This is a genomic window from Alteromonas sp. HB246098 (assembly GCF_054890645.1).
Genome location: NZ_JBTZUG010000001.1, coordinates 250,652 through 277,440 on the forward strand (window position 1 = coordinate 250,652; position 26,789 = coordinate 277,440).

The 26,789-nt window shown below is 44.6% G+C and carries 21 protein-coding genes; 5 read left to right on the forward strand and 16 right to left on the reverse strand.

The annotated features are described in order from the left end of the window. Positions 1-108: 108 nt before the first annotated feature. Positions 109-1,599: a sensor domain-containing diguanylate cyclase gene (locus tag ACYTPF_RS01105; protein WP_461850893.1), complete on the reverse strand. Its 1,491-nt coding sequence runs from the start codon at positions 1,597-1,599 to the stop codon at positions 109-111. Between the two features lie 166 nt (positions 1,600-1,765). Between ACYTPF_RS01105 and ACYTPF_RS01110 the strand changes: the two genes are divergently transcribed. Both ACYTPF_RS01110 and ACYTPF_RS01115 read left to right on the forward strand, forming a co-directional pair. Further along, positions 1,766-2,341, forward strand: coding sequence for an exopolysaccharide biosynthesis protein (locus ACYTPF_RS01110; RefSeq protein WP_461850894.1), 576 nt, complete (start codon positions 1,766-1,768; stop codon positions 2,339-2,341). A gap of 220 nt (positions 2,342-2,561) precedes the next feature. Then, positions 2,562-3,323 (forward strand): DNA/RNA non-specific endonuclease, encoded by a 762-nt coding sequence (locus tag ACYTPF_RS01115; protein ID WP_461850895.1) that lies wholly within the window; start codon positions 2,562-2,564, stop codon positions 3,321-3,323. A gap of 66 nt (positions 3,324-3,389) precedes the next feature. On the opposite strand, the gene ACYTPF_RS01120 is transcribed toward ACYTPF_RS01115, so the two are convergent. The 8 genes from ACYTPF_RS01120 to ACYTPF_RS01155 all read right to left on the reverse strand — a co-directional run bounded on the left by ACYTPF_RS01120 (position 3,390) and on the right by ACYTPF_RS01155 (position 14,086). Continuing rightward, positions 3,390-4,241 carry a sterol desaturase family protein gene (locus ACYTPF_RS01120; protein WP_461850896.1) on the reverse strand — a complete coding sequence of 284 codons (852 nt, stop codon included), beginning with the start codon at positions 4,239-4,241 and terminating at the stop codon, positions 3,390-3,392. 108 nt (positions 4,242-4,349) lie between these two features. After that, positions 4,350-5,003 carry a CDP-alcohol phosphatidyltransferase family protein gene (locus ACYTPF_RS01125; RefSeq protein ID WP_461850897.1) on the reverse strand — a complete coding sequence of 218 codons (654 nt, stop codon included), beginning with the start codon at positions 5,001-5,003 and terminating at the stop codon, positions 4,350-4,352. After that, positions 4,997-5,635: an ATP-binding cassette domain-containing protein gene (locus ACYTPF_RS01130; RefSeq protein WP_461850898.1), complete on the reverse strand. Its 639-nt coding sequence runs from the start codon at positions 5,633-5,635 to the stop codon at positions 4,997-4,999. The genes ACYTPF_RS01125 and ACYTPF_RS01130 overlap by 7 nt, the downstream gene beginning before the upstream one ends. Continuing rightward, on the reverse strand, positions 5,625-7,370 hold the full coding sequence (locus ACYTPF_RS01135; RefSeq protein WP_461850899.1) for an ABC transporter permease: 1,746 nt from the start codon (positions 7,368-7,370) through the stop codon (positions 5,625-5,627). The genes ACYTPF_RS01130 and ACYTPF_RS01135 overlap by 11 nt, the downstream gene beginning before the upstream one ends. Next, complete coding sequence (locus ACYTPF_RS01140; protein ID WP_461850900.1) at positions 7,370-8,698, reverse strand: ABC transporter substrate-binding protein; 1,329 nt, start codon at positions 8,696-8,698, stop codon at positions 7,370-7,372. Before ACYTPF_RS01140 ends, ACYTPF_RS01135 begins: the two co-directional genes overlap by 1 nt. Continuing rightward, complete coding sequence (locus ACYTPF_RS01145) at positions 8,685-9,548, reverse strand: DUF547 domain-containing protein (protein ID WP_461851520.1); 864 nt, start codon at positions 9,546-9,548, stop codon at positions 8,685-8,687. The genes ACYTPF_RS01140 and ACYTPF_RS01145 overlap by 14 nt, the downstream gene beginning before the upstream one ends. 29 nt (positions 9,549-9,577) lie before the next feature. After that, positions 9,578-11,731 (reverse strand): FAD-dependent oxidoreductase, encoded by a 2,154-nt coding sequence (locus ACYTPF_RS01150; RefSeq protein WP_461850901.1) that lies wholly within the window; start codon positions 11,729-11,731, stop codon positions 9,578-9,580. A gap of 15 nt (positions 11,732-11,746) precedes the next feature. After that, positions 11,747-14,086 (reverse strand): TonB-dependent receptor, encoded by a 2,340-nt coding sequence (locus ACYTPF_RS01155; RefSeq protein WP_461850902.1) that lies wholly within the window; start codon positions 14,084-14,086, stop codon positions 11,747-11,749. Between the two features lie 167 nt (positions 14,087-14,253). Here ACYTPF_RS01155 and ACYTPF_RS01160 point away from each other — a divergent pair, with 167 nt between their 5' ends. Next, positions 14,254-14,664, forward strand: a complete 411-nt coding sequence (locus tag ACYTPF_RS01160) for a hypothetical protein (protein ID WP_179983246.1) — start codon at positions 14,254-14,256, stop codon at positions 14,662-14,664. Between the two features lie 85 nt (positions 14,665-14,749). Here the strand turns inward: ACYTPF_RS01160 and ACYTPF_RS01165 are convergent, their stop codons facing one another. Then, positions 14,750-15,214, reverse strand: a complete 465-nt coding sequence (locus ACYTPF_RS01165) for an EVE domain-containing protein (RefSeq protein ID WP_461851521.1) — start codon at positions 15,212-15,214, stop codon at positions 14,750-14,752. A gap of 228 nt (positions 15,215-15,442) precedes the next feature. On the opposite strand from ACYTPF_RS01165, the gene ACYTPF_RS01170 reads away from it, so the two are divergent. Further along, complete coding sequence (locus ACYTPF_RS01170) at positions 15,443-17,797, forward strand: YgiQ family radical SAM protein (protein ID WP_461850903.1); 2,355 nt, start codon at positions 15,443-15,445, stop codon at positions 17,795-17,797. Between the two features lie 139 nt (positions 17,798-17,936). Here ACYTPF_RS01170 and ACYTPF_RS01175 read toward each other — a convergent pair whose 3' ends face one another. From ACYTPF_RS01175 to ACYTPF_RS01185, 3 genes are all read right to left on the reverse strand, one after another. After that, positions 17,937-18,353, reverse strand: coding sequence for a hypothetical protein (locus tag ACYTPF_RS01175; protein ID WP_461850904.1), 417 nt, complete (start codon positions 18,351-18,353; stop codon positions 17,937-17,939). Continuing rightward, complete coding sequence (locus ACYTPF_RS01180) at positions 18,350-20,005, reverse strand: S41 family peptidase (RefSeq protein WP_461850905.1); 1,656 nt, start codon at positions 20,003-20,005, stop codon at positions 18,350-18,352. Before ACYTPF_RS01180 ends, ACYTPF_RS01175 begins: the two co-directional genes overlap by 4 nt. Before the next feature lie 228 nt (positions 20,006-20,233). Continuing rightward, the gene (locus ACYTPF_RS01185; protein ID WP_461850906.1) at positions 20,234-21,361 is read right to left on the reverse strand and encodes a strictosidine synthase family protein; all 1,128 of its coding nucleotides are present in this window, start codon (positions 21,359-21,361) and stop codon (positions 20,234-20,236) included. A gap of 210 nt (positions 21,362-21,571) precedes the next feature. Here ACYTPF_RS01185 and ACYTPF_RS01190 point away from each other — a divergent pair, with 210 nt between their 5' ends. Then, complete coding sequence (locus ACYTPF_RS01190; protein ID WP_461850907.1) at positions 21,572-22,150, forward strand: demethoxyubiquinone hydroxylase family protein; 579 nt, start codon at positions 21,572-21,574, stop codon at positions 22,148-22,150. A gap of 334 nt (positions 22,151-22,484) precedes the next feature. On the opposite strand, the gene ACYTPF_RS01195 is transcribed toward ACYTPF_RS01190, so the two are convergent. From ACYTPF_RS01195 to ACYTPF_RS01205, 3 genes are read right to left on the reverse strand one after another with little or no spacing between them, the layout of a single operon-like run. Beyond that, positions 22,485-23,999, reverse strand: a complete 1,515-nt coding sequence (locus tag ACYTPF_RS01195; RefSeq protein WP_461850908.1) for a PepSY-associated TM helix domain-containing protein — start codon at positions 23,997-23,999, stop codon at positions 22,485-22,487. Positions 24,000-24,009: 10 nt separating this feature from the next. After that, positions 24,010-24,546 (reverse strand): hypothetical protein, encoded by a 537-nt coding sequence (locus ACYTPF_RS01200; RefSeq protein ID WP_461850909.1) that lies wholly within the window; start codon positions 24,544-24,546, stop codon positions 24,010-24,012. Positions 24,547-24,555: 9 nt separating this feature from the next. Beyond that, positions 24,556-26,718 carry a TonB-dependent siderophore receptor gene (locus tag ACYTPF_RS01205; protein ID WP_461850910.1) on the reverse strand — a complete coding sequence of 721 codons (2,163 nt, stop codon included), beginning with the start codon at positions 26,716-26,718 and terminating at the stop codon, positions 24,556-24,558. Positions 26,719-26,789: the final 71 nt, after the last annotated feature.

Here is a 26,789-nt window from a genome sequence, read left to right on the forward strand (position 1 = left end):
GGTTAGATTATCTTGGGTTAGATTATCTTGGGTTAAAGTACCAAGCTTCATAAGTTTAGTTAGCTTTATTTAAAGCCTCCAGACTTTAATATATGCGCAACGTTGCAATTAAAACGTTGCGCAATTCCTACCAGAATTTTTGGCGCGATAAAGCGCAGAATCAACGTCTTCGATGAATGAGGTAGTATTATAGTGTGCTTTTTCTACACTATTGTGTTTTGTTGATTGACGACTATTAAAACAAGCCATACCAATACTGACCGTAAGGATGTCTTTAATTTTTGATTTTTCATGAGCTATCGACAGCTGTGATACATTGCGTAGAATTCTAGCGGCGATACACTCTAAGGCATTACTATCGGTGTTTGGCAGGATAATAGCGAACTCTTCCCCACCGTATCTTGCTACTAAGTCGTCGTTACCCAAACAACTATTAGAAAGCGTTTCAGCCACTCTCTTAAGTACGTTGTCGCCAGCTACGTGCCCGTAGTAGTCGTTATATTGTTTAAAATAATCCACATCAATTAACAATAAACTAATGGGAATATCATTCTGTTTAGAACGCTCCATATCGGATTTTATCGTTGCATCAAATAAGCGCCTATTCGCAAGCCCCGTAAGTCCGTCGATATTAGCTAAGCGCTCTAACTGCTTATTCGCGTCAAGCAGCTCTATCTGCATTTTTTGTAACGCTTTTCGGTTATGCAAGTTTTGAAGCGTATTGCCAAGCATTTCACCTATACGACGTAAGTATTCAATATCGAACGCTTTCCATGAGTAAGGCGCGCCAATGATATCGCACCCGATAAAGCCATACATTGTGCCGTCGACCATAATGCGAACACAAAGAAGCGAGAAAATTCGTTGTTCTTCAAAACTCGTCTTTTCCAAAGACGCTGATTCTGGGAGCGCTGAAACGTCATCGACCTTAAACAGCCCGTTAGTGATATGGCTCATAAAAAAAGGCATCGTATCAATTGGAATGTTTTGTAGCTTATTTATGTAGGGAATAACTCCCGCAGCCACCCATTCATGGGTATTTGACATCAATACGCCGTCATCGTTAAATTCAAATAAGTAACACCTATCTACATCGCAAAACGCACCAAATGCGGCTAGCGCCTGATCAATAATACTATCTAGCTCATTAACGTTGGCATTGATTAATTTTGAAGAGAAGTTAGTAAGCAGCTGGTTGAACGTAATGTGCTGATTAATTTTAGATTCTTTTTGGCTAAGGTCTAACAGCCCTGTGATATCAGTTTTTATATAAAGAACAATCCAATCATCGGTAGTGGTAGTAACAACATTTCCATCAACGAAACAATTCATGGTTCTAGAACTTGTTTGAAGTCGAAAGTAACCGTTGACCTCCAAGCCAGATTCGATAAGAGAGAAAGGGTCATCTCCTACTGCTACTTCTTCTTTCGAATTCTGGTCAAAGAACGTAAATAAACTTCTTTCTGATGTTTCTAAGTCAATTATTCCAAAACATTTTTCGAAATATTCACTCGCATAAATATCTGGGCTACCAGCACATTTAAACAATATGCTGGATGGCATTTGGCGAAAAATGGATATAACTTCTTTTTTATTCAACGTTTTTCTCGGTAGGGTGCTCTCTTTAAAAGTAGCAGTACTTCAACAACAGTAAAGCTATGGAGCACCTATTAAGGTCAAATTTCTTTCAATTTGATTATTAAACTTATTTAAGAATTATCCGTACCAACTGACGAGTGCTACCCAACAGGATCTAACGTTAATTATGAGCGACTCTATCGTAGAACTTTTAGATGAAATGTATGATGAGGAAAGCGAAAAGACGTCACTAGGTGAAATTGTCGATCGCTTTGAAGACCGTGGATTTGGTCCGCTTCTCTTAGTACCCGCTCTTATTGCTCTACTTCCTACCGGAGCGATACCAGGCGTACCTACCTTATGTGGTTTGACGTTGTTTTTTATTTGTATTCAGGCGGCTTTAGGTAAGAAAAGCCCTTGGCTACCAAAGGCACTTAAACGAAAAGAAGTGAGTTCAAATAAACTTGAAAGCGCCATAGACACAGCTAAGCCTTACGCTAAAAAGTTCGAAAAGCTACTTAAACCCCGTCTCACATTTTTATCAGATACACCGGTAAAGAATATTATCGCTGGATATTGTGCGCTTGCGGCACTTTGCATGATCCCGTTAGAAGCACTTCCTTTTGCCGTAGCCCTTCCTGCTTTCGCCCTTTGTATTACTGCTTTAGGTATGACTAACCGGGATGGTGTGTTTTTGTCTATTGGCATTTTAATGCAGCTAGGTACTGGGTATTTAGTGATGAAAGCGCTCAGCGTAATTTAATATACCCTAACTGTCTTTTGCTCGCTTTTCTCAAAAACTAATATGCCAACCCCAAATACTGTCGTTTAGAAAGATAAAGACGCTCTTCTCAAGCGTTTTTTACTGCCATTCTTTTTTTTAGTTTGATATTTACGTACTATTCTTCGTTTAAAAGCCTGTACTTTGGTACAGTTATTTTGTGACAAGTCATTACCTACGAAGAAATAGGCTGTAAAACTATATGAAGAGAATGTTAGCAGTATCTCTTGCGTTATTTTCGTTTGCTACTTTTGCTGAAAACTGTGTATTTAGCTGCCCTATTGGCTTAGGCGGGCAAACTATCACTCGCTCTATTTACACTTTAAACAACAACCCGCAGACCAAATTTGCCAATTGGGTGGCGTATCACGTAACGCCCGACACCATCGACGGCCCCTCGCGAAGCAGAAACTGGAAGGCGGATCCCGAACTTCAAGATGAAAGCACGCTTGAGCCTAACGATTATAAGGGAGCGTGGCGAGAGATAGGCACAGATAGAGGACATCAAGTCCCGCTTGCCTCTTTTAGCAACTCACCAAACTGGCGGGAACTCAATTATCTTTCAAACATTACACCCCAAGACTCTGATTTAAACCAAGGACCATGGGTTAAATTAGAGAATGCTGTACGTAGTTTAGTGAGAACAGGGCAAGATGTGTATGTGGTTTCAGGCCCACTTTACGAAACATTTTTCGCAGCTTTACCCGGTGCCGATGAACTGCATAGTATCCCTAGCGGTTACTTTAAAGTGGTCGTAAGTGAAGTTAACGGTTTAGTGGAAGCGTCCGCGTTTATCATGCAGCAAAACGCCTCTCGCCGTGATGATTACTGCACAACACAAGTCACCATTGATGAAGTAGAAGCAAGAACCGGGTTAGATATTATGCCAGTTTTACCCGATGAAAGTGAGCAAACCATTGAAGGCAAACTTGGCAGGCTAGCTTTGCGACTTGGCTGTGGCTAAGCTCTATGTGTAGCTGACAGAACACGTTATTTTGACACGCTAATAAGCAGCCTTTTCCTTTGCTAACTAGTTGCTTTTAAAAGGCTGCAATAGCAAGGCGCGAATTGAAGCGTTCTCTTTTATCGCAGGTACATCCTGTTGGCCTATGGAAAGTGTTTCATCGCTTTGCTTCGCTCTAGGGGTAAAGCTTTTAAAAAGCCTGTCCCACCAAGATACGCTGAAACCATAGTTAGAATTTGATTCTGTTTTAGCTTGGCTATGATGTATACGGTGCAAGCGTTGGGTAATAAGCACCCATCCAATTCTGTCATCCCACTCTTGCGCTATTCGAATGTTTGCGTGGTTGAACAGCGCAAACCCGTTGAGCGCTACTTCAAAAATAACAATAGCAATGACTGGTATGCCTAGTATCGCTACTGCCAAAGCTTTAACGCCTAGACTAATAGCAATTTCAACGGGGTGAAACCTAAGCCCTGTAGTGGTATCGACGTGGCTGTCGGCGTGATGCATTTTGTGGAAACGCCATAAAAAAGGCACCGTGTGAAACAATCGATGCTGCCAGTAAATAAGCATATCCAGCAGCAGTACGCTTACTACCACTATACCGACAAATAGAGCGTTGCCGTATTGGGCATTATTCATTTGCTCAGTGGACGGCAAAGTGCTGTCTGTTTTAGCTGTTACTAGGTTAAACAGCCCAACGCCCTCTTGCTGAGCCCATATCGATACGCCAACTAATGTTGCTGGAAGTAAAACTCTAGATACTAGTGCCCCTAACACCACCATGGAAAGGTTACCTACCCAGCGTGTTTTTCTATTTAGCACAGCATTACGCGCTGGAAACAAGGCTTCCAGTATCGCCATAAAGGCAAAGATACCAAGAAATACACTTAGGCGAATAATAGACGCATTATCCACTACAGTTCTCTTTTCGATTCAATTTCATGTTTACTTCTTAACGACTAATTACGCTTTGTGCACAGAGAAGGCGCAGTTTTTAGCCTTCCCCTTATCAGTTGTAACTCTTTATACCTCATCATTTTGCGAACATTGTCTTTGTTCTACTTCTACTTTATTTAAGGTGCTGAACCCACCCGCAATTCGAGTGACAACCGTTACCGCGCAAGCAGCGGAAAAAATATAAGCAAGTACCGCGAAATGCTGGGGCCAAATGCAAAAACCAAGGAACACAATGATTGTTTCTGTTCCTTCTGTTAACCCCTGCATATAATAAAAGCTCTTATTAGCAAACTGTGGTCTGTCGATTTTAAATTTTTCAGCTGCAATGGCAAAAGCCAAAAAGCTACTGCCCGTACCGATAAACGTGGCAAGTAGCACCATTGCTGGTATTCCCCAATTGTTGGGATCTGAAATACCAAATGCCAAGGGAATAGATGCATAAAACAAAAAGTCTAGGCATATATCAAGAAACCCACCTGCACTGCTGCTACTTTGTTGATAGCGTGCTAACTCACCGTCAATACCGTCAAATACTCTGTTAAGTATAATGCAGCTAAGTGCCATTCCCCACCAGTTAAGAATAATAAAGGGGACGGCAAGAATACCTAAAACAAAGCCTGCTACGGTAACTTGATTCGGAGTGATGCCTCTTGCATTCAGTGCCGTGATCAAAGGTTTTAATAGCGGTTTAATAAAAGGGGTGATTTTCGCATCTAGCATGATGATAACTCTATTATTTGACCGCCAGCAGCAAAGGCGTCCTCTTTATCGTGTGTTACAAGTACTGCGGGAATATTTCGCGCTTTAAGCTGCTTAAAGGTCCAGCTTCGAATTTGCTCACGAAGGGCAAAATCTAGCTTACTAAATGGCTCATCTAACAATACGACGTCAGGTTGCGAAGCGAGCGTTCTTAGTAGAGAAACACGGGATTGCTGCCCACCTGATAATGAAGTGACTGCGCGCTCCCCTATGCCTGTTAAGTCGACAGCGCTAAGCATTTCTTCAATAGCCTCCATTTTAGCCTTTCGATTTGTGTGACTGTCTTTAGGCATGGCAAAGGCAATATTTTCTGCAACCGTCATGTGCTCAAATAATAAGGCGTCTTGAAACATAACGCCTACTTTACGTAAATGAGCCGCTTTATCGTTTACTACAACACCGTTAATTTTAATGATACCGCTAAAACTAAACGGCCCATGAAGTTGGCCGGTAATTGCCTGCAGCAAAGTAGACTTTCCAGCCCCACTTGGCCCCATTACCGTTAAAATTTCTCCGTCTTTCACACATACATTCACTTTAAATAGTGTGTTTTGTGCATGAGAAACCACTAGGTTTTCTAAACTAAGCGCCATGTAATACTGCTCTACTCTTTTTCTCTGATGTACGTAACTTGTTGCTTGGTTTTACTAACGCGGCAGGTAGATACCACGCCATCACAAAGCCAACTAAAGGCATAATCGCTTGGATAATAACGAATACCGCCGTTAAGCGCGTACTGCTTCCCGACACTGAAGCCACGGCTTCTGTTGTGATAGTGGCAATGGTGCCCCCCGAGGCCAATAGTGTAGGTAAGTACTGGCTGAAGCTTATAGCAAGCCCCAGCGCCCACGCCACCATAATGGCTGAAAACAGGGATGGTAATTTAATATGGTAGAACACTTGCCAGGGCGTTTTGCCTAGGCTTTGTGCAACCATTGCGTATCGTATATCGAATTTGCGATAGGCTACCGCCATAGACAAAAACACGTAGGGCACGACATAAACCATATGGGCGATGTAGGTATGAAACCAAACAGCGTCTTGCAGCACGAGCTGCTGGAACCAAACCAGTCCATATAAAAAAGCCACACCAGGGACCAATAGTGGTAAAAACAACGAGATAGAAAACGCCCTGTTAGCATTTATACCTGCAGGTTTAAGCAGCTCACTTTCAAGTGTGAATAGTACTAACCCCAATGCTGAGGTGCTTACCAATATGCCCAGTAATAAACTGTTAGAAAGTGGCGTTGCAAGCGTTTCAAGTGCTGTTCGCCAATGCAATAGCGTGGCACCTTCTGGCAATAAATCAGGGTAGTACCACTGCTTAGCGATTGAGTACATAAGTACCGAATAAACCACCGCGCCAATCAGCGCAATGTATAGCGCTACAATGCTATAAGCGGCGCATTGCACAAGGCGATCAAAAAAGCGCCTGTTCCCTTTCACAAGCCTTTTTCTTCCCGCATATATCACTATACGCTCAACACCTAATAACAGCAGTAACGCCAAACCACTAACGGCAACCTGAAGCACGGCTGCACTGCTTGCCAATAGGCGCATAGATAAATCGATATGATTAAACCAATGCATAATGGCTACGGCCAAAGTGCTGGGGTTATTCCCTCCTAATATAAGCGGAATTTCCACGTTAGAGGTGGCAAAGACTAAGACTGCTAATATAGGTAATCGGATTTGTGTGAAGACAGTGGGCATTACAAGCTTAAAAAAGGTTGCCACGGGGGAATAGCCAAGCGCCGTGCCCACTTTGATATAGCCAGAAAGTTTACTTTTCACTAATGGCTGCGACATCACGCTTAACGCCATTAAAAGAATGAACGGCAGTTCTTTTAAACTTAATGCCAGTAGTACGCTTAGCCCCCCAGAGTCGTATGGAAAAAGCGCCTCGCCGCTACCGGGAATAACCGTATTTGTTCCTAGCGCGGTTATTCGAGCAAATATGCCTGACGGGCTGAATACAAATAGCAAAGCAATGGCTGCAGCAGCGTGAGGAAAAACAAGAAACGGACTTAATAAACCTTGAATTTTGTTAAGCCAATTCGATTGATAAAACGAAGCTAATAATAAAAACGCACCAGCCATCGCCAGTAATGTAGACCCCACCCCAGTAAAAAGTGAAAGCCACACCATTTGCCAAATATCATCAAGAGCAAGTAGCGTTCTAAAAACGTCTAGTGAAAAGCTGTTTGCGCCTATGGCAGGAAAATAGCCTAAAGCCGGAAACGCTACGCCAACCAACCCAGCCAAAACAGGAATGCACAGTAAAAGTAATAAGCACCAGCGTGCAACTTGCGTAAATTGAGCGAACATCAATAACGCGCTCCATAGCGTTCGTACCATGCCTCTCGCAGCGCATCGGTCCAGCTTGAATGAGGCTCGGCCAGCAGTATAGTAGCTTGCGATTTATCTAACGCTGATGGGTGAGTGTTACTTTCAACAAACAGTGCTTGGTTTGGCGCTGAAAGGCTTTCAATATCAAGCACTGTGTCGTCTCCCCACACCTCTACTGCCTGTTTTTTAGCTTGCGCCTGCGGTGAAAGTAGAAAGTTAACCACCGTTTTGGCCGCCGCTTTGTTTTTTGAGTTATAAGTAAGGCCCACAAAATGGACATTCGCCAGGCTGCCGTCTTGCATAACATAGGTACGAACATCGTCAGGTAAATCGAAACGAGTTACCGCCGAAGGAATTTCTGAAGCGGTAAAAGAGAAGGCCATTGAAAGCTCACCTGTACCCACCAAACGTTGTAATTGGGAGGCTCGACGTAACATGTGCTTACCCTGTTGCCACATGGTAGGATGCAGCGCATCAAGATACGTCCACAAACTAGGTAAAACCGCATTGAGGGATTTATCATTCGCTGGCTGATAAAAAAGACTTCGCTTATCTTTATTAAGTGCAAGCGCTGCATACTTAATAAAACTAATACCTAAATAATCGCTCGGTACTGGGTAGGTAAATCTACCTGGGGATTTTTGGCTAAATCGTAGAAGCTCTTCAATGGTTTTCGGCGCCATAAGCCCTAGCGTATTTAAATGTGCGCTACGGTAGTAAAAAACCATAGATGCTTTGCCCCAAGGCGCCTCCATTCCTAAAGTAGGCTCACCAAAGTCTGTTGTTACAGCGGGGTTTTGATCTGGGTTAGTTAGGCTAAAGTTGTCAACTTCTCCTACCCACGAACTACTTAGCAAATCGTGCTTTTTCATCGCAGCGAAGTTTTCGCCGTTTATCCATATAAGGTCAACACTCCCGTTTTTGTGGTTTCCTGCCGCCTTTTCAGCAAGTACCCGAGAAACCGCATCACTAGTGTCGGCCAGCTTCACATGTTGAAGTTCTATGTTAAAACGTGTTTTAACTTGCTCGGCTACCCACTGAAGGTAGCCATTGACCTGGGCGCTCCCCCCCCAGGCATGAAATCGAACAAGAGGCGGTTTTTCGCTGGCTGCTTCATCGCTGGTTTGGCCCAACGCAGGCTGGGCTACAACAAATACCGAAAAAATGACCATACAGGTAAAAAAAAGTACCTGCATGGGAGTAAACAAGAGTCTATTTGTAATTAACTGTCCCGCAGCTTGCCACTCTGAATTCATTTGGGAAGCATTCAAAGTGCTAGCGTTAGCGTTAGCGCTACTGTGCCGCATTAAGCGCCCAGTCATAGTTTAGATATTCGATATCCGCAGTGCCATTTTTTAACGCAGTCACTTGCGCTTCAGTTAATTGCATCGCGTCTTTGTACAGCAAGATAAACTCATTGAGCGTCGACGTATCTCGCCACTCGCCGTTTTCACCTTCAAAATCCTCACTGTACCAATCAAATATTTTTGATAGATAGAGTGTGTTATCGCTCATTTTGTTGCGAGAGGTGTCAGCCAAAAACCGCTTAGTTTGTGCCTCTAACTGCGAATCTAGTTTGTCTGCTGTGTATGCTTCTTCACGAAGCGCTGGGCAGCCTACGCTTGCGCAATTCACCGCAAAATGAATGCGAGGCTCGTTATAGGTTTTTTTGGTTTGGTTTGTACCGCGAATAAGTTCGTGTTCAATTTCATCTAATGTGCGAGTTTCACCAAGCAGCGGGGCTATCTCTTTTTTCCAAGGCGAAGAAAAGAAACTTCCTAAATCTCGGATAGAGTCAATAGCTGGGTACTCAGTTAGAATAAGCTCAATGGTATAGGCGTTGTAAGCATTAATAAGAAAAGCGAGCTGTTTATCTTTACCCCATGAGTCGAATGTTCTTTGCTCAACCTTAGATAAGCGCGCTAAATACTCGTTAAGCGTATTCCGCTCTTTTTTAAAGCCGTCGTAATTAACCTGTGTACTTGCGCCGTTAGAAATTGGCGTGACGTACTTACCTAACAAATCATCAAACGTGCTATGTAGGCCATCTTCAGCGTTAGCATAGAAACTTGCGCTTGCAGCAAGCAGCGCTATGCTGCCTACTGCAATACCACGTACCACTGCTCTACCACGTGATAAACGGGCGATTTTACACATAAAAGTCGTTAGAGTAGTTTTCACCTCTATCACCCTCTGCGCCATGTGTGGAATTTCTCAACGTAGCTTAAAAGTTTTTCAGGAGCATTAGCGCGCTTCCAGTTCCCCGCTGCGTATTTCGCACCTTCTGCCCACGTAGGGTAAGCGTGAATAGTGCCAAGAATTTTGTTAAGACCTAAGTCGTGTTTCATGGCAATAACAAATTCAGACAGCAAATCACCAGCGTGCTCAGAGACAATGGTTACACCCAATATTTTGTCTTTACCCGGCGGCGTAAGTACTTTTATAAACCCTTTTCTGGCACTTTCCGCAACAGCACGATCTAACTCTGCAAATTCGTATCGCGTTACTTCAACGTCAATGTCTTGCTCGGCAGCGTCTCGTTCACTCAGCCCTACCCTCGCCACTTCCGGGTCGATAAAGGTTGTCCAAGGAATAACGCGATAATCCACTTTAAACTTCTTAAATGTGCCGAAAAGTGCGTTAACCGCCGCATACCATGCCTGATGCGAGGCTACGTGGGTAAACTGATAAGGGCCTACCACATCACCTGCTGCAAAGATGTTTGGCAAAAGGGTTTGCAAGTATTCATCGGTTTCTATGGTTCTATCGAACTGAATTCCCAAATCTTCAAGACCAAACCCATTAAGGCGCGCTTTTCGACCAACAGCCACAATCACTTCGTCATAGGCGATAGTAGACTCAACACCTTCTTTAGCAACCACTAATACTTTTTCACCGTCTTTCGTCTCAAAGCGTAGTGCGTCATGAGATGTCAAAACATTCACTCCGCTTTCACGAAGTACAGATTCAGAATATTCAGCTACGTCAGCATCTTCCTTACCCATTAAACGTGGCGCACGTTCAACTTGCGTAACCTCACTGGCAAGGCGAGAAAATGCCTGCGCCAGTTCACAGCCAATAGGCCCACCACCCAACACAATTAAGCGCTTTGGCGATTCTTCAAGGTCTGCAAATTTAGACCATAAGGTGTCAGAAGTGACATAACCGCTTTGTTCGATACCAGGTAGGTCCGGAACAAAGGGCGCAGCACCTGTAGCAACCACAATATTTTTTGTGGTTAGTGTTTGGGTGCCGCCATCGTTCTTTTTGATTTCCACCGTCCAAGGGTCGATAATTTTCGCATAGCCTTTTACAACATCAACACCTAAACTGGTGTAACGCTCTACGCTGTCATTAGGTGCAATTGCCGCAATGACTTCATGCACACGGGCCATCACTTTTTTAAACGACATCGCTGGTGTTACTGGCTCTAAACCATAGTTATCGGCATAGCGCATTTGGTTAGCTACTTTGGCCGTTTTTATAATGGCTTTACTAGGCACGCAGCCATAGTTAAGGCAATCGCCCCCCATTTCTCCTGCTTCTACCAGCGTCACCTTTGCTTTCACCGCAGCAGCAATATAGCTGGTAACCAAACCACCTGCACCCGCTCCAATAACCACTAAATTACGGTCAAATTTCTTTGGTTTGTTATAGCCTTTGTAGACGCGACGGCGATTGACCACTGCTACGATAGCTTTAGCTATCCAAGGGAATATGCCTAAAAGTACAAATGAAAAGATAAGCCCAGGTGAGACAATGCCAGACAAACTGTCTATTTGCGCCAGTTGCGTACCCGCATTAACATATACCGCGGTGCCGGCAAGCATGCCTATCTGGCTTACCCAGTAAAATGTCCAAGTTTTAAGTGATGTCAGCCCCATTAACAGGTTGATTAGGAAAAACGGAAATACTGGCACTAGGCGCAGAGTAAACAAGTAAAACGCACCTTGCTTTTCCACGCCCTCATCAATTTTTTTAAGCTTTTCTTTAAACTTGTTGCGTACGGTATCTCTTAGGATGAAGCGCGCGACTAAAAAAGCTAACGTAGCGCCCATGCTCGATGCGAACGAAACAATAATTAAGCCCTGCGCCAGCCCAAACAGTGCGCCTGCAGCTAGGGTCAAAATTGCCGCACCTGGGAGCGACAGTGCGGTAACCGCCACATAAATAGCGAAGAACACCCCAATGCTTAATACAGGGTTTTGTTCTATTTGCGCTTGAAACGTATCAAGTGAGTCCTTCATCCCCTGAAGGGTTAGATAGCTATTCAAATCAAAATAGAAAAAGCTAAATATAGCGGCGGCAATAACCCCTAAAAGCGCTATTTTCTTAAACATAAAAATCCTTAGCGCTTAAAACGCGTATTGCATGGTAACTTGAGCGTGACGAGGCACGTTTGGCATAACCAGAGTCGCGCCAAAATATCCACCTTCAAAAAGCGGCTGCCAATTTTCTTCATCAGTAACGTTAATAACATCTAAGCGTAAACGAAGATCATCGCTCACTTGGTAATCAGCATTTAAGTCTATAGTGTACTGGTCGCGAATATGCACGGTTTGTAAAAAGTCTAACGGGAAAGACTTGGTGTATAAAGCACTCGCACCAAGCTGAACATTATCAGTCACCTGCCAGCCAGCATTAATGGATGCTATTTGTGGAGGAATACCTTGCACTCGGCTGTTCGATGCAGGGAACGCAGCAAACGATGGCGAACCTACTCCTGTACCTTCAATAATATCAGGGCGGCTATTATCAAACGCATCAATAACCTGCGCTGTACCTTGAAACGCCGCTGAACCATCAAAACGCGCGTCTAAGTAGCTATACGCGGCATTAATCCAAACATCGTCCGCTTGATAGAACATTTGTAGTTCGAAACCTTGTGTTTTCACACCACTGTTACTGCCGTCACGGTTACGTAAGCTTCGGGTTTGGTCAAACACAGCGGCCTCTGCGTACCAGCTGCTGTTTGGCGCATATTTTACACCCACTTCGTACAGGGTATTTTCGGTGGCAAAGTTAAGCGGGTTAATTTCATTATCTGCGCCTAACACTGTGCCCCCCGCCATGCTGTTTGATGTAGCATCGTTTTCGGAAAACGCAGCATATACGTTTATGTCACCGGTGAGTTTGTAAACCGCGCTTAACTGATAGCTTGTTAATGTATCGCTATAGGTATCAGACGCTGCAGTTACTCCCTTAGGCGCTAAAGGGTCGCGGGCTTCAACATCGTAATAATCTACTCTAACGCCGGCAATGGTTGAGAACTTGTCTGTCCATGTAGAGCGTTGCTGTAGCGCCAACCCAGTTTGCCACGATGTGGAGTCAGTGGTGTCTGACAAGTTAAAATCGCCGTTACCATCACCATCTAAGTCGTATTGCGCTCCTGGTGAAACATATACGCCTGGACGCAGCTCAACCAAACGCACTTTTTGCGCGTCGGTAAGGGGAATAACGCGGTTTGAGATAGGCCCGGTTAAATCAATCGGATTGTCGGCCTCAGTGGTAAATTGGCTATAGCCCAGCACGTCATTGTAACGAAGCGCTAACCCTACGGTCATGGTTTGGCTGTCGTTCCATTTGTAATCTAGCTCGGTACGGTTTTCAAACGTGTCAGCGCCATCAATGATCTCAACAAAACTATTTTGCGCAATTTCTTCCCGTTCAAGGTATTGATAGTAGGTAATGTTGCGAAGCGCAATGTTGTCAGCAACCTTATATTCAAAGCTGCTTCGAATAACCGTGGTTTCTGCACCGTTAATGTCATCAGGATTAGTGAATACGCGGTTGCGAGGAATAACCACTTCACCGGTAGGTGAAATAATGGCTCCAGCGCCCGGAACTGAACTGCCATTAGGCTGAGTGCCTTGCCCAGTAATATAAATACCATTGTCGATAAGGTCTTGCGTAGGGCGATTTATACCCGCATTGTCTGGATAGTCTGTGTTGTAATATTCAGCGCTGATATCCCAAGTGAGTGCGTCGCTCGGTGTATAGCGATATGCAACAAATAGGTTTGTACTATCGCGCTCAGCAAAATCATAGAAGCTGCCGTGATCTAGGTACTCAGCACTAAAGCGAATGCCGCTTTTACCTTCTTCTATTGCTGTGCCGTAATCTACTTGGGCTGAATACTGATCCCAACGCCCGGCGCGAAGGGTAACTTTACCCTTGCTTTCTGTGGTAGGCGCGACCTTGGTTTGAAGGTTAACAAAGCCACCATTACGCTGCGTACTACCAAACAGTACGGGAGAAGGCCCTTTCACAACGTCAATTTGTTCAACGCTATTAAAAGACAATGGTAACCCAAAACCATTATTACCAGCCTGACGACGCACGCCGTCTTGAAAAAGTTCGCCTAACTGCCCCCGAATACTTGGCAAGCTGGGTGTACCGAAGCCGCTTGAAGCATAGGCATTAGGGGCTGCCTTTACGATATCGTGTAAATCATTAATGTTAAGCGCTTCTATCGCTTCTGCCGACAATGACGTTACTGCACGAGGGGTTTCTGCTGCACTTAAACCGCTACCAAATAACCCTTTTAACGTATTGTCGCCTGGGTTTAGCGTGTTTAAGCTCTGTTGACTGCCTGTTACTTCGACTACTTCAATATCTGATGCTTGCTGGGCAGCTAACGACTGACTGATGGCAAGCGCGAGTGTGCTAACGGCTAGGCCGATTATTCTTTTCATTAACGATTCCGTATTTTTATTTATTATTCGACTAGACCGATACGTGTCACAAAAAATTTCAGTACATTTAATTTTCGAAAAAATATTAAAAAACACAAAATTAAATGAAATTTTTATTTTGAACGATCGTTCTAGTATGCTTGCACTATTATACTTTTGGAGCATGTATGCAAAACAACACAGATATTCAAAAGCGACTTGAGTGGTCGTTACTTTCTCTTCGCGTAACTATTTTTATCGTTATGTTCGTTTGGACCCTAGATAAGTTTGTCAACCCTGCCCACGGCATGGCGATTTTCGAAAAATTTTACGGCATAGGCGGCGTACCTGAAATGGCCGTGTACATTATGGGTGCATTGCAGCTTGCATTGGTGCTAGCATTTTTAGCGGGCCTTGCGAAAAAATACACCTACGGCCTTATTTTTATTCTTCACGGCGGCTCTACCCTTTCGTCTTTCCCGCAATATCTAGACGCCTTTAATCACCTGCTGTTCTTTGCCGCATGGCCTATGTGGGGTGCGTGCTTCGCACTTTTCTTATTGCGCGACGCAGACACCAAATTTGCGTTAGGCAAGTAGTCAACATTTGTTGGGGCGACGGCACTAGATAGTGATAGCAGTTGCCCTTGCTACGGCACACCTCATGGCGCTAATACTGGGCTTTTTAACCTTTGGCAGCATCATACAGTTGCTGCCATTCGCCCTCTTGTACCGGCATTATTGATAACCTTCCGCCTTTTTTAACTAAAGGTAGTTCAGTAATACCTTCCATACTTTTAATGACAGAAAGTGGAAGTACGCTGGAAAACTTTTCTACAAACTTTACATCCACACGATACCAACGCGGGTTTTCTTGGCTTGATTTAGGATCGTAGTATTTTGACTCTGGGTTAAACTGTGTAGTGTCTGGATAACCTTCTTTCACCACTTCTGCAACGCCTGCAATACCGACTAGTTTGCAGCTGGAGTGGTAAATAAAAATCTTGTCGCCTAGTTTGACGCCGTCCCGTAAAAAGTTGCGGGCTTGGTAATTTCTAACGCCATCCCAAGGCTCAGTTTGATCAGGACGGTTTGCCAAGTCTTCGATAGAAAATGCATCAGGTTCTGTTTTAAATAGCCAATACGCCATGTTCTTATTCATTCTCTCAATGTTTGCACACTTACCAAAGCGTATATAAATAAACATACGCTTTACGTGCGCTATTATCTTTTTAACTAACACCAGTATACAAAGCGCTTTTATTTAATGACAGTGCTATACCTTAGCTTGGCTAAGACTGCTATAATTACGCACTTAATCTGAGCTTATCCCTATTTTGAGTTCAGCAATTCCCTGATTTTTCTAGATGTGATTACTATGCAAGCCACCATTAAGGCCGACCGCGGTCTGTTTTCTTACCCTAAATATTGGCCACACTGCCTGGGTACTGCGCCTTTTCTTCCTATGTCAAAAGAGGAAATGGATGCCCTTGGCTGGGACAGCTGTGACGTTATTTTGGTAACCGGCGATGCGTATGTCGATCACCCTAGTTTCGGTATGGCAGTTATTGGTCGTGTTCTGGAAGCCCATGGCTTTCGCGTTGGCATTATTTCTCAGCCAGATTGGAAGAGTAAAGACGACTTTATGAAGTTGGGTAAGCCCAACCTGTATTTTGGCGTAACAGCCGGAAACATGGACTCCATGATCAACCGCTATACGTCTGACAAAAAGCTTCGTCACGACGATGCCTATACGCCAGGCAATGTAGGCGGTAAGCGTCCTGACCGTGCCGTAACCGTATATGCACAGCGCTGCCGCGAAGCCTTTAAAGGTGTACCTGTGATTGCGGGCGGTATTGAAGCCAGCTTGCGTCGTATTGCGCACTACGATTACTGGAGCGAAAAAGTGCGCCGCTCTGTACTGTTCGACTCTAAAGCCGACATGCTGTTTTTCGGTAACGCCGAGCGCCCCCTTGTTGAAGTAACCCACCGCTTAGCGGCAGGTGAAGATATTGCCGATTTACGCGACATTCGCGGTACCGCAATCATCGTTAAAGAAGCCTTACCAGAATGGCAAGGTGTTGACTCTACCTCTCTTGATAGACCCGGTAAAATTGACGCCATTCCAAGCCCCTATCAAATGGAGCCCGAGTGCGATTCACAAGATAAAGACGCGAAAAGCAGTGAAGCGCCAGAGGCTGCGCCTATCGTAATTCAACCTGCACAAAAAGAGAAAGAAAAGCGTAAGCCTTGGGAGAAGGTGTACGTTAAGCTGCCAGCGTACGAAACAGTAAAAGACAACAAGGTATTATACGCGCATACATCGCGTATTTTGCACCAAGAGACCAATCCAGGTTGCGCCCGTGCACTTATGCAGCGTCACGGCGACAGACACATTTGGATTAACCCACCCGCCATGCCTCTTGAAACAGAAGAGATGGATGCGGTATTTGATCTTCCATATCAGCGTGTGCCTCACCCTGTGTATGGCGATGCAAAAATTCCTGCGTACGATATGATCCGCTTCAGCATTAACATTATGCGCGGATGCTATGGCGGCTGTACCTTCTGTTCTATTACCGAACACGAAGGCCGTATCATTCAAAGTCGCTCTGAAGATTCGATTATTCGTGAAATTGAACAAATACGCGATACGGTACCTGGCTTTACTGGCGTAATTTCAGACTTAGGCGGTCCGACGGCGAACATGTATCGCCTTCGTTGTAAGAGCCCGAAGGCAGAAGCGACTTGTCGTCGCCCTTCTTGCGTGTACCCAAGCATATGTGCACATATGGATACGGACCATAAGCCCACCATCGACTTATACCGGCGTGCTCGCGAATTGCCTGGAATTAAAAAGATTTTGATTGCTTCAGGCGTGCGTTATGACTTAGCGGTAGAAGACCCAGAATACGTGAAAGAGCTAGCCCTTCACCACGTAGGCGGCTATTTGAAAATAGCACCAGAACACACAGAAGAGGGCCCGCTTTCAAAGATGATGAAGCCGGGTATGGGCAGCTATTACCGCTTTAAAGAACTGTTTGATAAATACTCACAGGAAGCGGGTAAAAAGCAGTACCTTATTCCTTACTTTATCGCATCGCACCCGGGTACCACCGACGAAGACATGTTAAGCCTTGCGATTTGGCTAAAAGAAAATAAGTTTAAGCTTGATCAGGTACAAAACTTTTATCCGTCGCCAATGGCAACGGCTACAACTATGTACCACACCGAAGTGAATTCCCTTCGTAAAGTTACTAAAGAAAGTGAAGAAGTACCTTCTGCTAAAGGTGAGATTCACCGTAGACTACATAAGGCCATGCTGCGTTATCACGACCCGAAGAACTTCGCTCAAATTCGTGAAGCGCTTAAGCGTATGGGGCGCGAAGACTTAATTGGCCGCGGTCCTCAGCACCTTGTGCCGCCAGAGACCGCTGACGAAAAACGCCAGAAAGTACAAAAAGGCCGTCGCGGTGAACGTGCGCTTACTAAGCATACTGGGCTTCCACCCACGTTTCAGGGTAAAAACGGAAAAGGCAAAAGCCGAGACGGTAGCGCTGTAAATAAAAACCGTCGTAATACAAACGGCAATAAGCAAGGTAGCGGTAATAGGCAAGATCAAGCCAACGGAAATACCGCCAATCGAAATTCCGGTAAAGCATCTAAGGCGAATAATGGCGGCGGAAACAATCGTGGCCGCTCTCAAAAACAGCCAAGCATGCATAAACGTTAAGATAACAAACGCTAAAAATAAAAAAGCCCGATGCTTTTCAACATCGGGCTTTTTTTGTGACTTTTAGCAATAGCACTGCGGTATTACAGCTAGCTATTTATGTATCCAACCTTTATGTACCCAAGCTATACGCTTACATTCAGTCGTGATTTGGGTAGCACTTAACATTTTCAAGTTTAGCAAGCTCACCAGTTTGATCATTTTGCAGAAAGCACTGCTCGCCATCACTTAATAGCGTATAGCTGTACACAGGGTTATTATGCCTTCCATCAATGGGTAACCCCCTGCTATCTATCTTCGCTTTTCGTTCAATTGTAATGTTTGACGCTTTGCTAAACACATTATCAGCAACAGTGATGGGTATACCGCCAAACCAGTTGCTGATGGTATTTTCAATAGTTTGCTTTTGGCTTGCACTCGTGCTGTTAGTGATTGCTTTATGCAACTCAGTCTCCTTGCTTGCAGCACAACCGATTGCCGATGATAGCGCTATAGCGAGGGCTGCAGCTGGCAGCCCGGTGCTTTTAGCTTTGCCTCTACCGAATAGAGCCATCATTCTTGTTCCTTGATAACGGGCTGATTAATCTTGTTATGTAAAATAAAGTTTTCCCTGCGCGTTTCGGGTGTGTCGATAGGAATAAGCTTTTCACCTACTAGCGCGCTTTGATTACTGCGCAGTGCATTTACATCAGCCACGCCATTGCCTGATACCACTTCGGGGCATGCGCCCGTAGCTGCAAATTCTAGTGCTGCAGACAACATACCTTCATTCGGGTCGCCTAAACTAGCAGTAAAATCATCTTCAACTTCACATCCTGGCAGTTCAAAATCAAAGTTCGGGGTATTGGTTGGCATAAAGCCATCGGCATAATCACCAAAGCCTTTATTATTGACCCCTTGGAACTGAATAGTGAAGTAAGTTTCACCACAGTTGTCTGTTGGATAGAAGCCATAAGGTTTACCGCACGTTGTAGAGCCAATTTGTACCACCTCTACATCTATGCCGCGAAGCGCGTTCATTACCGCTTCGCTCGCTGAACAGGTTGCATCTGTCGAAATTACGTAAACACGAGTCAGTGAAAGGCTCGGCAGTAGAGTATCGGTAAGCCGTCCGGCGTTGTAATCGATAACATTACTGTAAAAAGGCGTAGGACGAATGGTCTCACCAGTAATGGGGTCGGTCGTTGGGTTCTTGTCGTTAAATCTTAAGGTTTCAAACGTAGCATTGTTCGTTTGATTTGGGCCCGCTACCATATAAGAAAGCTGTGAAGCTAACGCCAAACGCCCCCCACCGTTGTAACGTAAATCCATAACTAATTCGGTTACATTCTGCTCAACAAATGTATCGAACGCGTCTATCAGCCCTTCTTGCGCAGTAGTAATAAAGGTATTGAACTGGAAGTAACCTGTTTTACCGTTTTCGGTATCGAACACCTTAACGTTTTGCACCGGCGTTATGCTTACATCAGCAGAAGTTATATCTACAGACATAGTCGTACCGTCAATCAGCTCAAACTCAAAGCTCGTAGTAGTTCCCGCTTCATCAGGAAACAGTCCATCGTTTAAAGCGTTTACACCTTGTTGGGTATTGTCATTAACGAAATCAACGCCGTTAATACTCACAACCTTAGCGCCTCGCGGCACATTCGCTACAGCAGCAGGTGAACCAGGCTCTGTGAACCGCACTGTTAGCTCCCTTGGCACTGTATTTGAACCAAATTCCCAATCAAAACCAAAACCTGACGATATGCCAGATTGAGATAGCTCGTTGTATTCAGCAGTGTCTTGTGAAAAATGAAAATTATCTTTTGGCGTGCCGCTTGGCGTTAATTCATTGGTTTTTAACTGGTTAAAGTATGCCAATACTGAAAAGTTTTCTGGGTCGTTATCGTCTACTTCGTCGTACCATAAATAGGTGTCATTGGTCCAGGAACGCAGCCAGAGCTTTTCATCCATTGCGGTACCTTGGGTATCTGGATAAGCATTTCCCGTAAAAGGGTCGATACCAGTTCTTGGCGTTTCACATTTGGCGATGAAGTCAGATTGCGGCTCATAGACACCGGCTTCCCACTCGGGTTCAGACGTAACGGGAGTAGTAGGTGTTGTTGCTACTGGCGTGTTACTGGATGAACCGCCACCTCCCCCACATCCTGTGAGAAGTGAAATCGTGACTGCAAGTGCAACTGAAGAATACGTATACGCTTTCATGATTAACTATATATCCTTTATGTATAGGTGCCGAATTTTAAAGTTCACCGGCTTTTATGCGCTCGATAAGACTATGTCTTACGTTAGCATAATTTATAGTGCTATAGGATTGTAAGAATAACTAGGTAACAAAAGTTTAAACATTGATTAAATGTAACTAAATTTTATTTATTTCTACGTACTAGTCGTATTATCAGCACTATATTTCGCCACTAGTTGTTGCCACTATTAATTTCCACTGTAAGCGTCGCCCTCCATATCAGTCACGTCCGTTAACGAACGCGTTTTATTATGGGGAAGAACACCCACGGTAGGCGCTATCAGGCTACTAATAAACAAACCATATTCTGTTTCTATAGCGCCAGTTACAAAAGGGTAAGCGCCGCTTGGGTCTTGAAGAGATTTAAGTACCTTCCCACTGTCGCTAATTTTTAAAAGGTGCCCGTATGGTTCACCCTGTGGTCTCAGAAACTGTGGTAAACGTTGAATTATTTTACGAACAAAGGGTTTGTCTGATAACCCATCCACTGGCGCTGAACGGGGTGAAGCTAGGCCTAGATAATAGCCGCCACCGGCAGCCTGACTTATGTTGTCAGGAAAACCGGGTAAGTTATCTATCACCACATCCACGCTTCCCTGTTTAGGCCCCTTTAACCAGTAGCGTAAAACCCGGTATTTTCCTGTCTCGTTAACTAACACAGAGTCTTGGTCATGACTCATTGTTACGCCATTTGCGAAAACTAAACCGTCTATCAATACTTTGCTCGAAGCAGTTAATGAATCGTATTCGATTAGTCTGCCATTCCCTTTGTGCTCTAGAATTTCTAGCAGGCTTGCCGAAAGCGTTCCGCCGTGGTCTTTTGCGGCAAACTTGATGGTCGCGTCGGTAAAATAAACCTTTCCATTTTTAGCTATATCAACATCATCGACGTATACCACGGGGGTATTCTCTACCTGATTGACCAGCGTTTTTAGTTCGCCTTTTGCGTTTGCAATTAGTAACCCTCGATGGGCATCAGCGATTAGTAAATTTCCTTTGTTATCGTATTCAAGACCAAGTGGGCGGCCATTGGTATTTATCCATGATGTAAATGACGTTTGCCCCTGTTTCATCAACAATACTGCTCCAGAGTGCGTCGCGGTGGCAATGGTTCCCGCTTTGTTTATCGCAAAATCCTCCGGTCCCTCTTCTCCTTCTATGTCAATGTACGAAAGCTCTGCCAACCGCGAATTTTCTGTAAACGCGTTTGTAAAGCCACCGTTTTTCGGTGCTTGCCAACTGACGGGATCGATAGGTACCGGCCATAACAGTAAATAGGCAAGAGCTAAAATAAGAGAACCCCATAGCATTTTCATTCACTCACTCCTTTTATACTTTTACCTACCTTAGCAAGCGCAGTTGACCTACACTGCTTTCATTTTTAAATAGAACACTATTCACCAAAGCTTTAAGCGCTTCAAAAAGTTAGGCTAAATTCGCGTATTAGTACGCGCATTACAAATACGTAAGGCGGCATCCATATAAGCATTTCGCGCGTTTTTAGTAAAACGCTGTTGGAGTACGTCATGCCATTTTATACAAAGCTACTGGGGGCTAAATATACTAAGCAGGTAGATAAGGAACTACGAGCAAGTCATGCTGGTGAAACAGGTGCCGTCTGGATATACCGAGGGGCCATGGTTGCTGAATTTATCTCTAGCCTATTTCGCATTAGCAAAAGCAAAGACGACTCAGAACGCTTTATAAGAGAGCACCTTGAAACAGAGCGTGCGCACCTTGCTATTTTTGAAAGTGAAATGCCGCTGTTTAGGGGTAGCTTCATACTGCCACTATGGATAGCCGCGGGATTTATAACCGGTTTTCTGCCACGACTTTTGGGTAAAAACTGGTTTTTTTATACCATTTATTGTGTAGAGGAATTTGTTGACTTGCATTACGACGAGCAATGTAAAAACATGTCGGCATTATCTATCCCGCCATCGAACGTGATAGAAAGGTTTAAACACTGTCAGGAAGAAGAGCAGTACCATAGAGACGAAGCGTTAGCAATGATGACACAGCAACCATCTTTACCAATGAGGCTGTGGGGGCGCGCAGTAGAAAAAGGGTCTGCGTTTGCAGTCGCTGTCGCCAAATTAATTTAGATTGATACTTGATACTCTGCAACTGACCTGAGAAAACAACAAAAACAGCCTTGCGGATAAAATTAGGAAAGAACGCTTCAACATGGGAAAGAAAAGCAGGTTAAAACCATCAAAGCCATGTGAGAATTGCGGTGTGGAAGCTGACACGCAATTTCGTATTCGCCAAAGTGAGACAGACGAATGGCGCATAGTGTGTAAGCCTTGCCAACAGCTTGCGAAAACAAAGGATGGCTACATGTACGGCGGGACGTGGAAAAGAAAAAAGCGTAACTAGGGTGAATACATCAAGGGGCGAGTTAGCTGTACTTTCGCCCCTTGATAATTACTTTAAGGTTTATGCGTTAACACTCGTTGCTTGAGCTTCTTCATTTGTGTCTTCTTTATTTCTGTCGCCTCGATTTACCTCGCTAAGGCCACCGCCAACATAATAGCCGCGAACGTTTTCCGCACGTTTAAATAGCACAGTAGCGCGGTATAAGCTCCAGATCACGTACACAGCCATTGGAATATTTAGCTGAAGTGATGCAATAGAAAGCGCAGCACCTTGATGTACGGCAGTATAAGTGGCTAAAAGTACAAGTACACTTAACCCAGATATCATCAACCACACTGGCTTTGTCAGCGACTTTACTGCCACGGTCACAGCCGTATTGAATAACATTAGGCACCAAAATACGGCGATAAGAGAACCGGCAAAAAACATATCAACGGCTGCGGTTAAGGCCAGAGCGCTAACACTGCCCCAGACTATGGCGTACCAAAGCCTGCTCGCTAAAGGTGGGTGGGCTTTTTTAGACAGCCAAATTTCCATACCAGAAACACAAAGCATGGTTAGCATAATACCTAACACTAAATAGAACCACTTGCTGGTTAAGCCAGCAAAATCACCAAAATGCAGTCGATACATGGCCCATACAAGCTGCTTGCCCCATTCTCCATCTTCGTAGCCAGCATCACCGATATAGTTTCCGGCAGTATCGAAACGATAGCCTTCAGCGTAAATCATGCGGTTTGGTGCTTTGGCATAAATTTCAATAAATTGATCTGGCTCACCGACTTCATGTACGGTTAAGAATATCGGCGACTTTTCAGGCGCAAGCGTTTCCATTTGCGCGAAGGCTTTTCCAATAGCGGGTTTACCTTCTTGGGGTGTTAATACGGGGTCCGGTGTGAATATTTGATCAACAACTGCATCCCTGTCGCCGCCATAGTTGAGTGAAGCAACGACTACTAAAATAATGCCCGCCATGCCGAAATAGGCACCCGTAATCCCTATAATTAAATGAAACGGCGCAGCCCACAGGCCAAAGCGATTGTGCAAGTCTATCTGGGCCTGCTGACCATTACCGCCTCTTCTCAGTTTGAACGCATCTTTCCCAATTCGTTTATGGGCAATAATCCCTGTAATAACTAAGGTACAAATAATGGCGCCTAGGGCACTGACTAAAATCATTCCCCAGCTATGCGGCAAATTTAAGTATAAATGTAAGTCCACCAGCATTTGCGTAAAAGACACGCTTTCTTCTTCCAGCAGGTTACCTTCGCTATCAGCAAAATACGCTACGTGGTCGTTTTCAACCACCAACCGTGGAATATCGGATGTAGGAAATACAACAAAGAGGTGGTGAGACTCTTCGGTATGTTCGGCTAGGAAGCTATCCATCGCCTTTTCAATCGCCTGTGGAGAAACATTTTCCATCTCTTCAATATGAGGCTGTTCCCATCTTTCAAATTCTAGATGGAATACGGCAATCGTACCTGAAAGGCATACTAAAAAAAGCAGTACACTCAAAAACACACCAACCCAAGTATGTGCATTTAATGCATTTTGTTTTGTAACTTTATCCATTGATATTCACCTACATGGGTAAGAAGATAAGTATTGGTACACAAGCCGCAGACAATGCTGCGTAAGCACCAATGACTTTAAATTTGTGAGAGGTGGCAAGATAGTGATAAACGAAAAGCCCCCACAACACTGGCAGTAGAACTGTACCCGTAGCCAACTGGCCTGCGATGGAAAACGGAAGCAGCGCGCATACGCCTAGCGTTATTAGAACGCTAACAACCAAGAGAACAACCAGTACCACGAAATAGTTTGCAACATTTGTCAATACTGTACCTCGTGCGAAGTCAAAGCTTCTCGGCTGAGGTACGTTTTTGGGCTGTGGCAAAAACGTTTGATTTAATGCGATGAATGGCCAGACTAGCATTGCAGGAATACACAACGCATATAACACGCCAAACTCCCAACCCTGCGCTTTAGACCAACACACTGCTGACGCTAGCCATACGACTAAGCCTAAATAAAGATAAATTGAGGCTTGCTCACGCCAACTTTTATAAACAACCCCTAAGGCCGCGAGTGTTAAGCCACCTGCTGCAACTGTAAGCATGATCATTCCTTAAAACGAATAGGTAAGCGACGCGTTCACTGTTCTACGTACACCTGGGAAACAATCCCCTCTGAACAAACACGACGTTAGGTATTTCTTGTCCGTAACGTTTCTAACATTCAGCTGCAAATTCACGTTACTCGATAGCTCGTACGCCACCATTAAATCGCCCAATGTATAGCTAGGTGTTTCATAACGAATTGTGCCATTTTCAGAGACCGATTCGCCGACATAGCGAACACCTGCTCCTATGGTTAACGCCTCAAGCTCAAGGGGAGAGTAATTAATCCAAAGCGACGCATTGCTGTCTGGCTGTGCTGATAACGAGAAACCGTTAGGGTCTTCTGCATCCATAACAGACGCAGCAAATTGCGCGGTTACTTCGCCAAAGTCTAAACGCCCTTCCAGCTCTACACCTTCGATGGACGTGACGCCCTGCTGCTGCGCGGCTTCATCTGGTAAACCATTTGGATTAGGAAGGTTAGACACTTCAATATCGTAATACGCCAGCGTTATAAAACCCGGAATAGCAGATAATTCATACTTAATACCGGCCTCGTATTGTCGACCTTCTTCAGGCTTAAGCTGATTGTTGTCGTTATCCAGTCCCACCACAGTTTCGAATGACTCAGCATAGCTAAGGTAGGGAGAGATGCCGTTATCGAAGCGGTATAACACGCCAGCCGAGTAAGAGGTTTGCGTATCATCTTGTTCTGTCACGCCGGTATCGTTGTCAACGCGGTCGTGACGTAGCCCCAACGTCATCCGCCAGTTTTTATAAGTAACCTGGTCTGATAAATACAGCCCTGTATCTGTAACAGTTTGTTCCGGCGCATCGTTATAAATTGAATCAAAAACTGCTTGCTCTGGCGCACCTGTATACACAGGGTTGGCTAAATCTAGAATGTATCTAAAGTCACCTTGTAATACCCCTCCACCAGCGTAATAAGCTGAGTTAGCGTCTGTTTTAACATTTTGGTATTGCACACCCGCTAATAATTCGTGCTCAAAAGAACCCGTTGCAAAGCGCTTGTTTACTCGAATATCAAAAGCGTGTTGATTAAACGTGTTGTCCGCCTGGTAAAAGGTTCTTGGAACAAAGGTATCAGTGGGCGCAACAGGTGCTCCTACAAAGGCGTTTAGGTAGCGAGTACCACCGGTAAAAGTAGGCCAGGCCTGGTGATAGTCTGCCTCGCCATCTCGCCATAAGGCGGTAAATGAAAGTGATGTGGTATCGTCAATTAAATGCTCGCCAAGTAAGGTAACCTGATTTGACGTAGTATCGAATTTATTAAACCCTGGCTCGCCTGCGTAAACGTCTTGATCTGGCAGATAGGTACCATCTGCCAAAGGTAATAGTGTGCCTTCAACAGGAATAAACTGTGCCGCCGTATCGCTATCGGTATCCTGAAATAAGCCAATTAAGGTGAGCGTTGTATCATCTGACGGCATAAAAGAAAGTGAAGGCATAAGCACTTGCGTGTCATCACTGACATAATCAACCTGAGAGTCGGCATTTCTATAAATACCGACAAAGCGCCCTACCCACTTATCATCCTCAGATAGGCTACCGTTTACATCTAAGCCAATTTGCGCCCGGTCGAAACTTCCGTAAGACAATACAACTTCACTTCCCTTACCTAACGTGGGTGTCTTTGACACATAGTTCATGATGCCGCCAGGTGAGCCTTGTCCATAAAGCACAGAAGCTGGCCCTTTAAGTAGTTCAACCTGTTCCATTGTGTAAATTTCAGCGCGCGTTGAATTGTAGCTGCCGAACAACTCTTGAATAGAGTCGCGATAGCGAGGAATACTTAACCCTCTAGAAGATATTGAATCAACCCGGGTGGCGTATCCGTAAGATTCACCGGTAACGCCCGCCATATAAGTCGCTGATTGGGATAGATTTAAAACGCCTTTTTGCTTTAAGTCTAATGCCGTTTCAATGGAAATTGTACGGGCGAGTTCAACGATGGGCGTATTAGACTTAGTCGCACCAAAGGGGGAGCGCGTGCCGAGTACCTCTATCTTTTCAACCGCAATTTGCTCTGTCGTTGATGCCTCGTTGCCACTTTCCTGCAAAGCATGTGCAGCGTTAATGTCGCCTTCCTGGGCATTGGCATAAGACACCAATACAGCTGTTACCGCTAAACTAAGTAATTTTTTGTTCATGTCGAGTGCTGTCTTCTAATTATTTTGTTATGTCTCGCCCTCTCACCAATCTGAAAATAACGAGTGCTGAG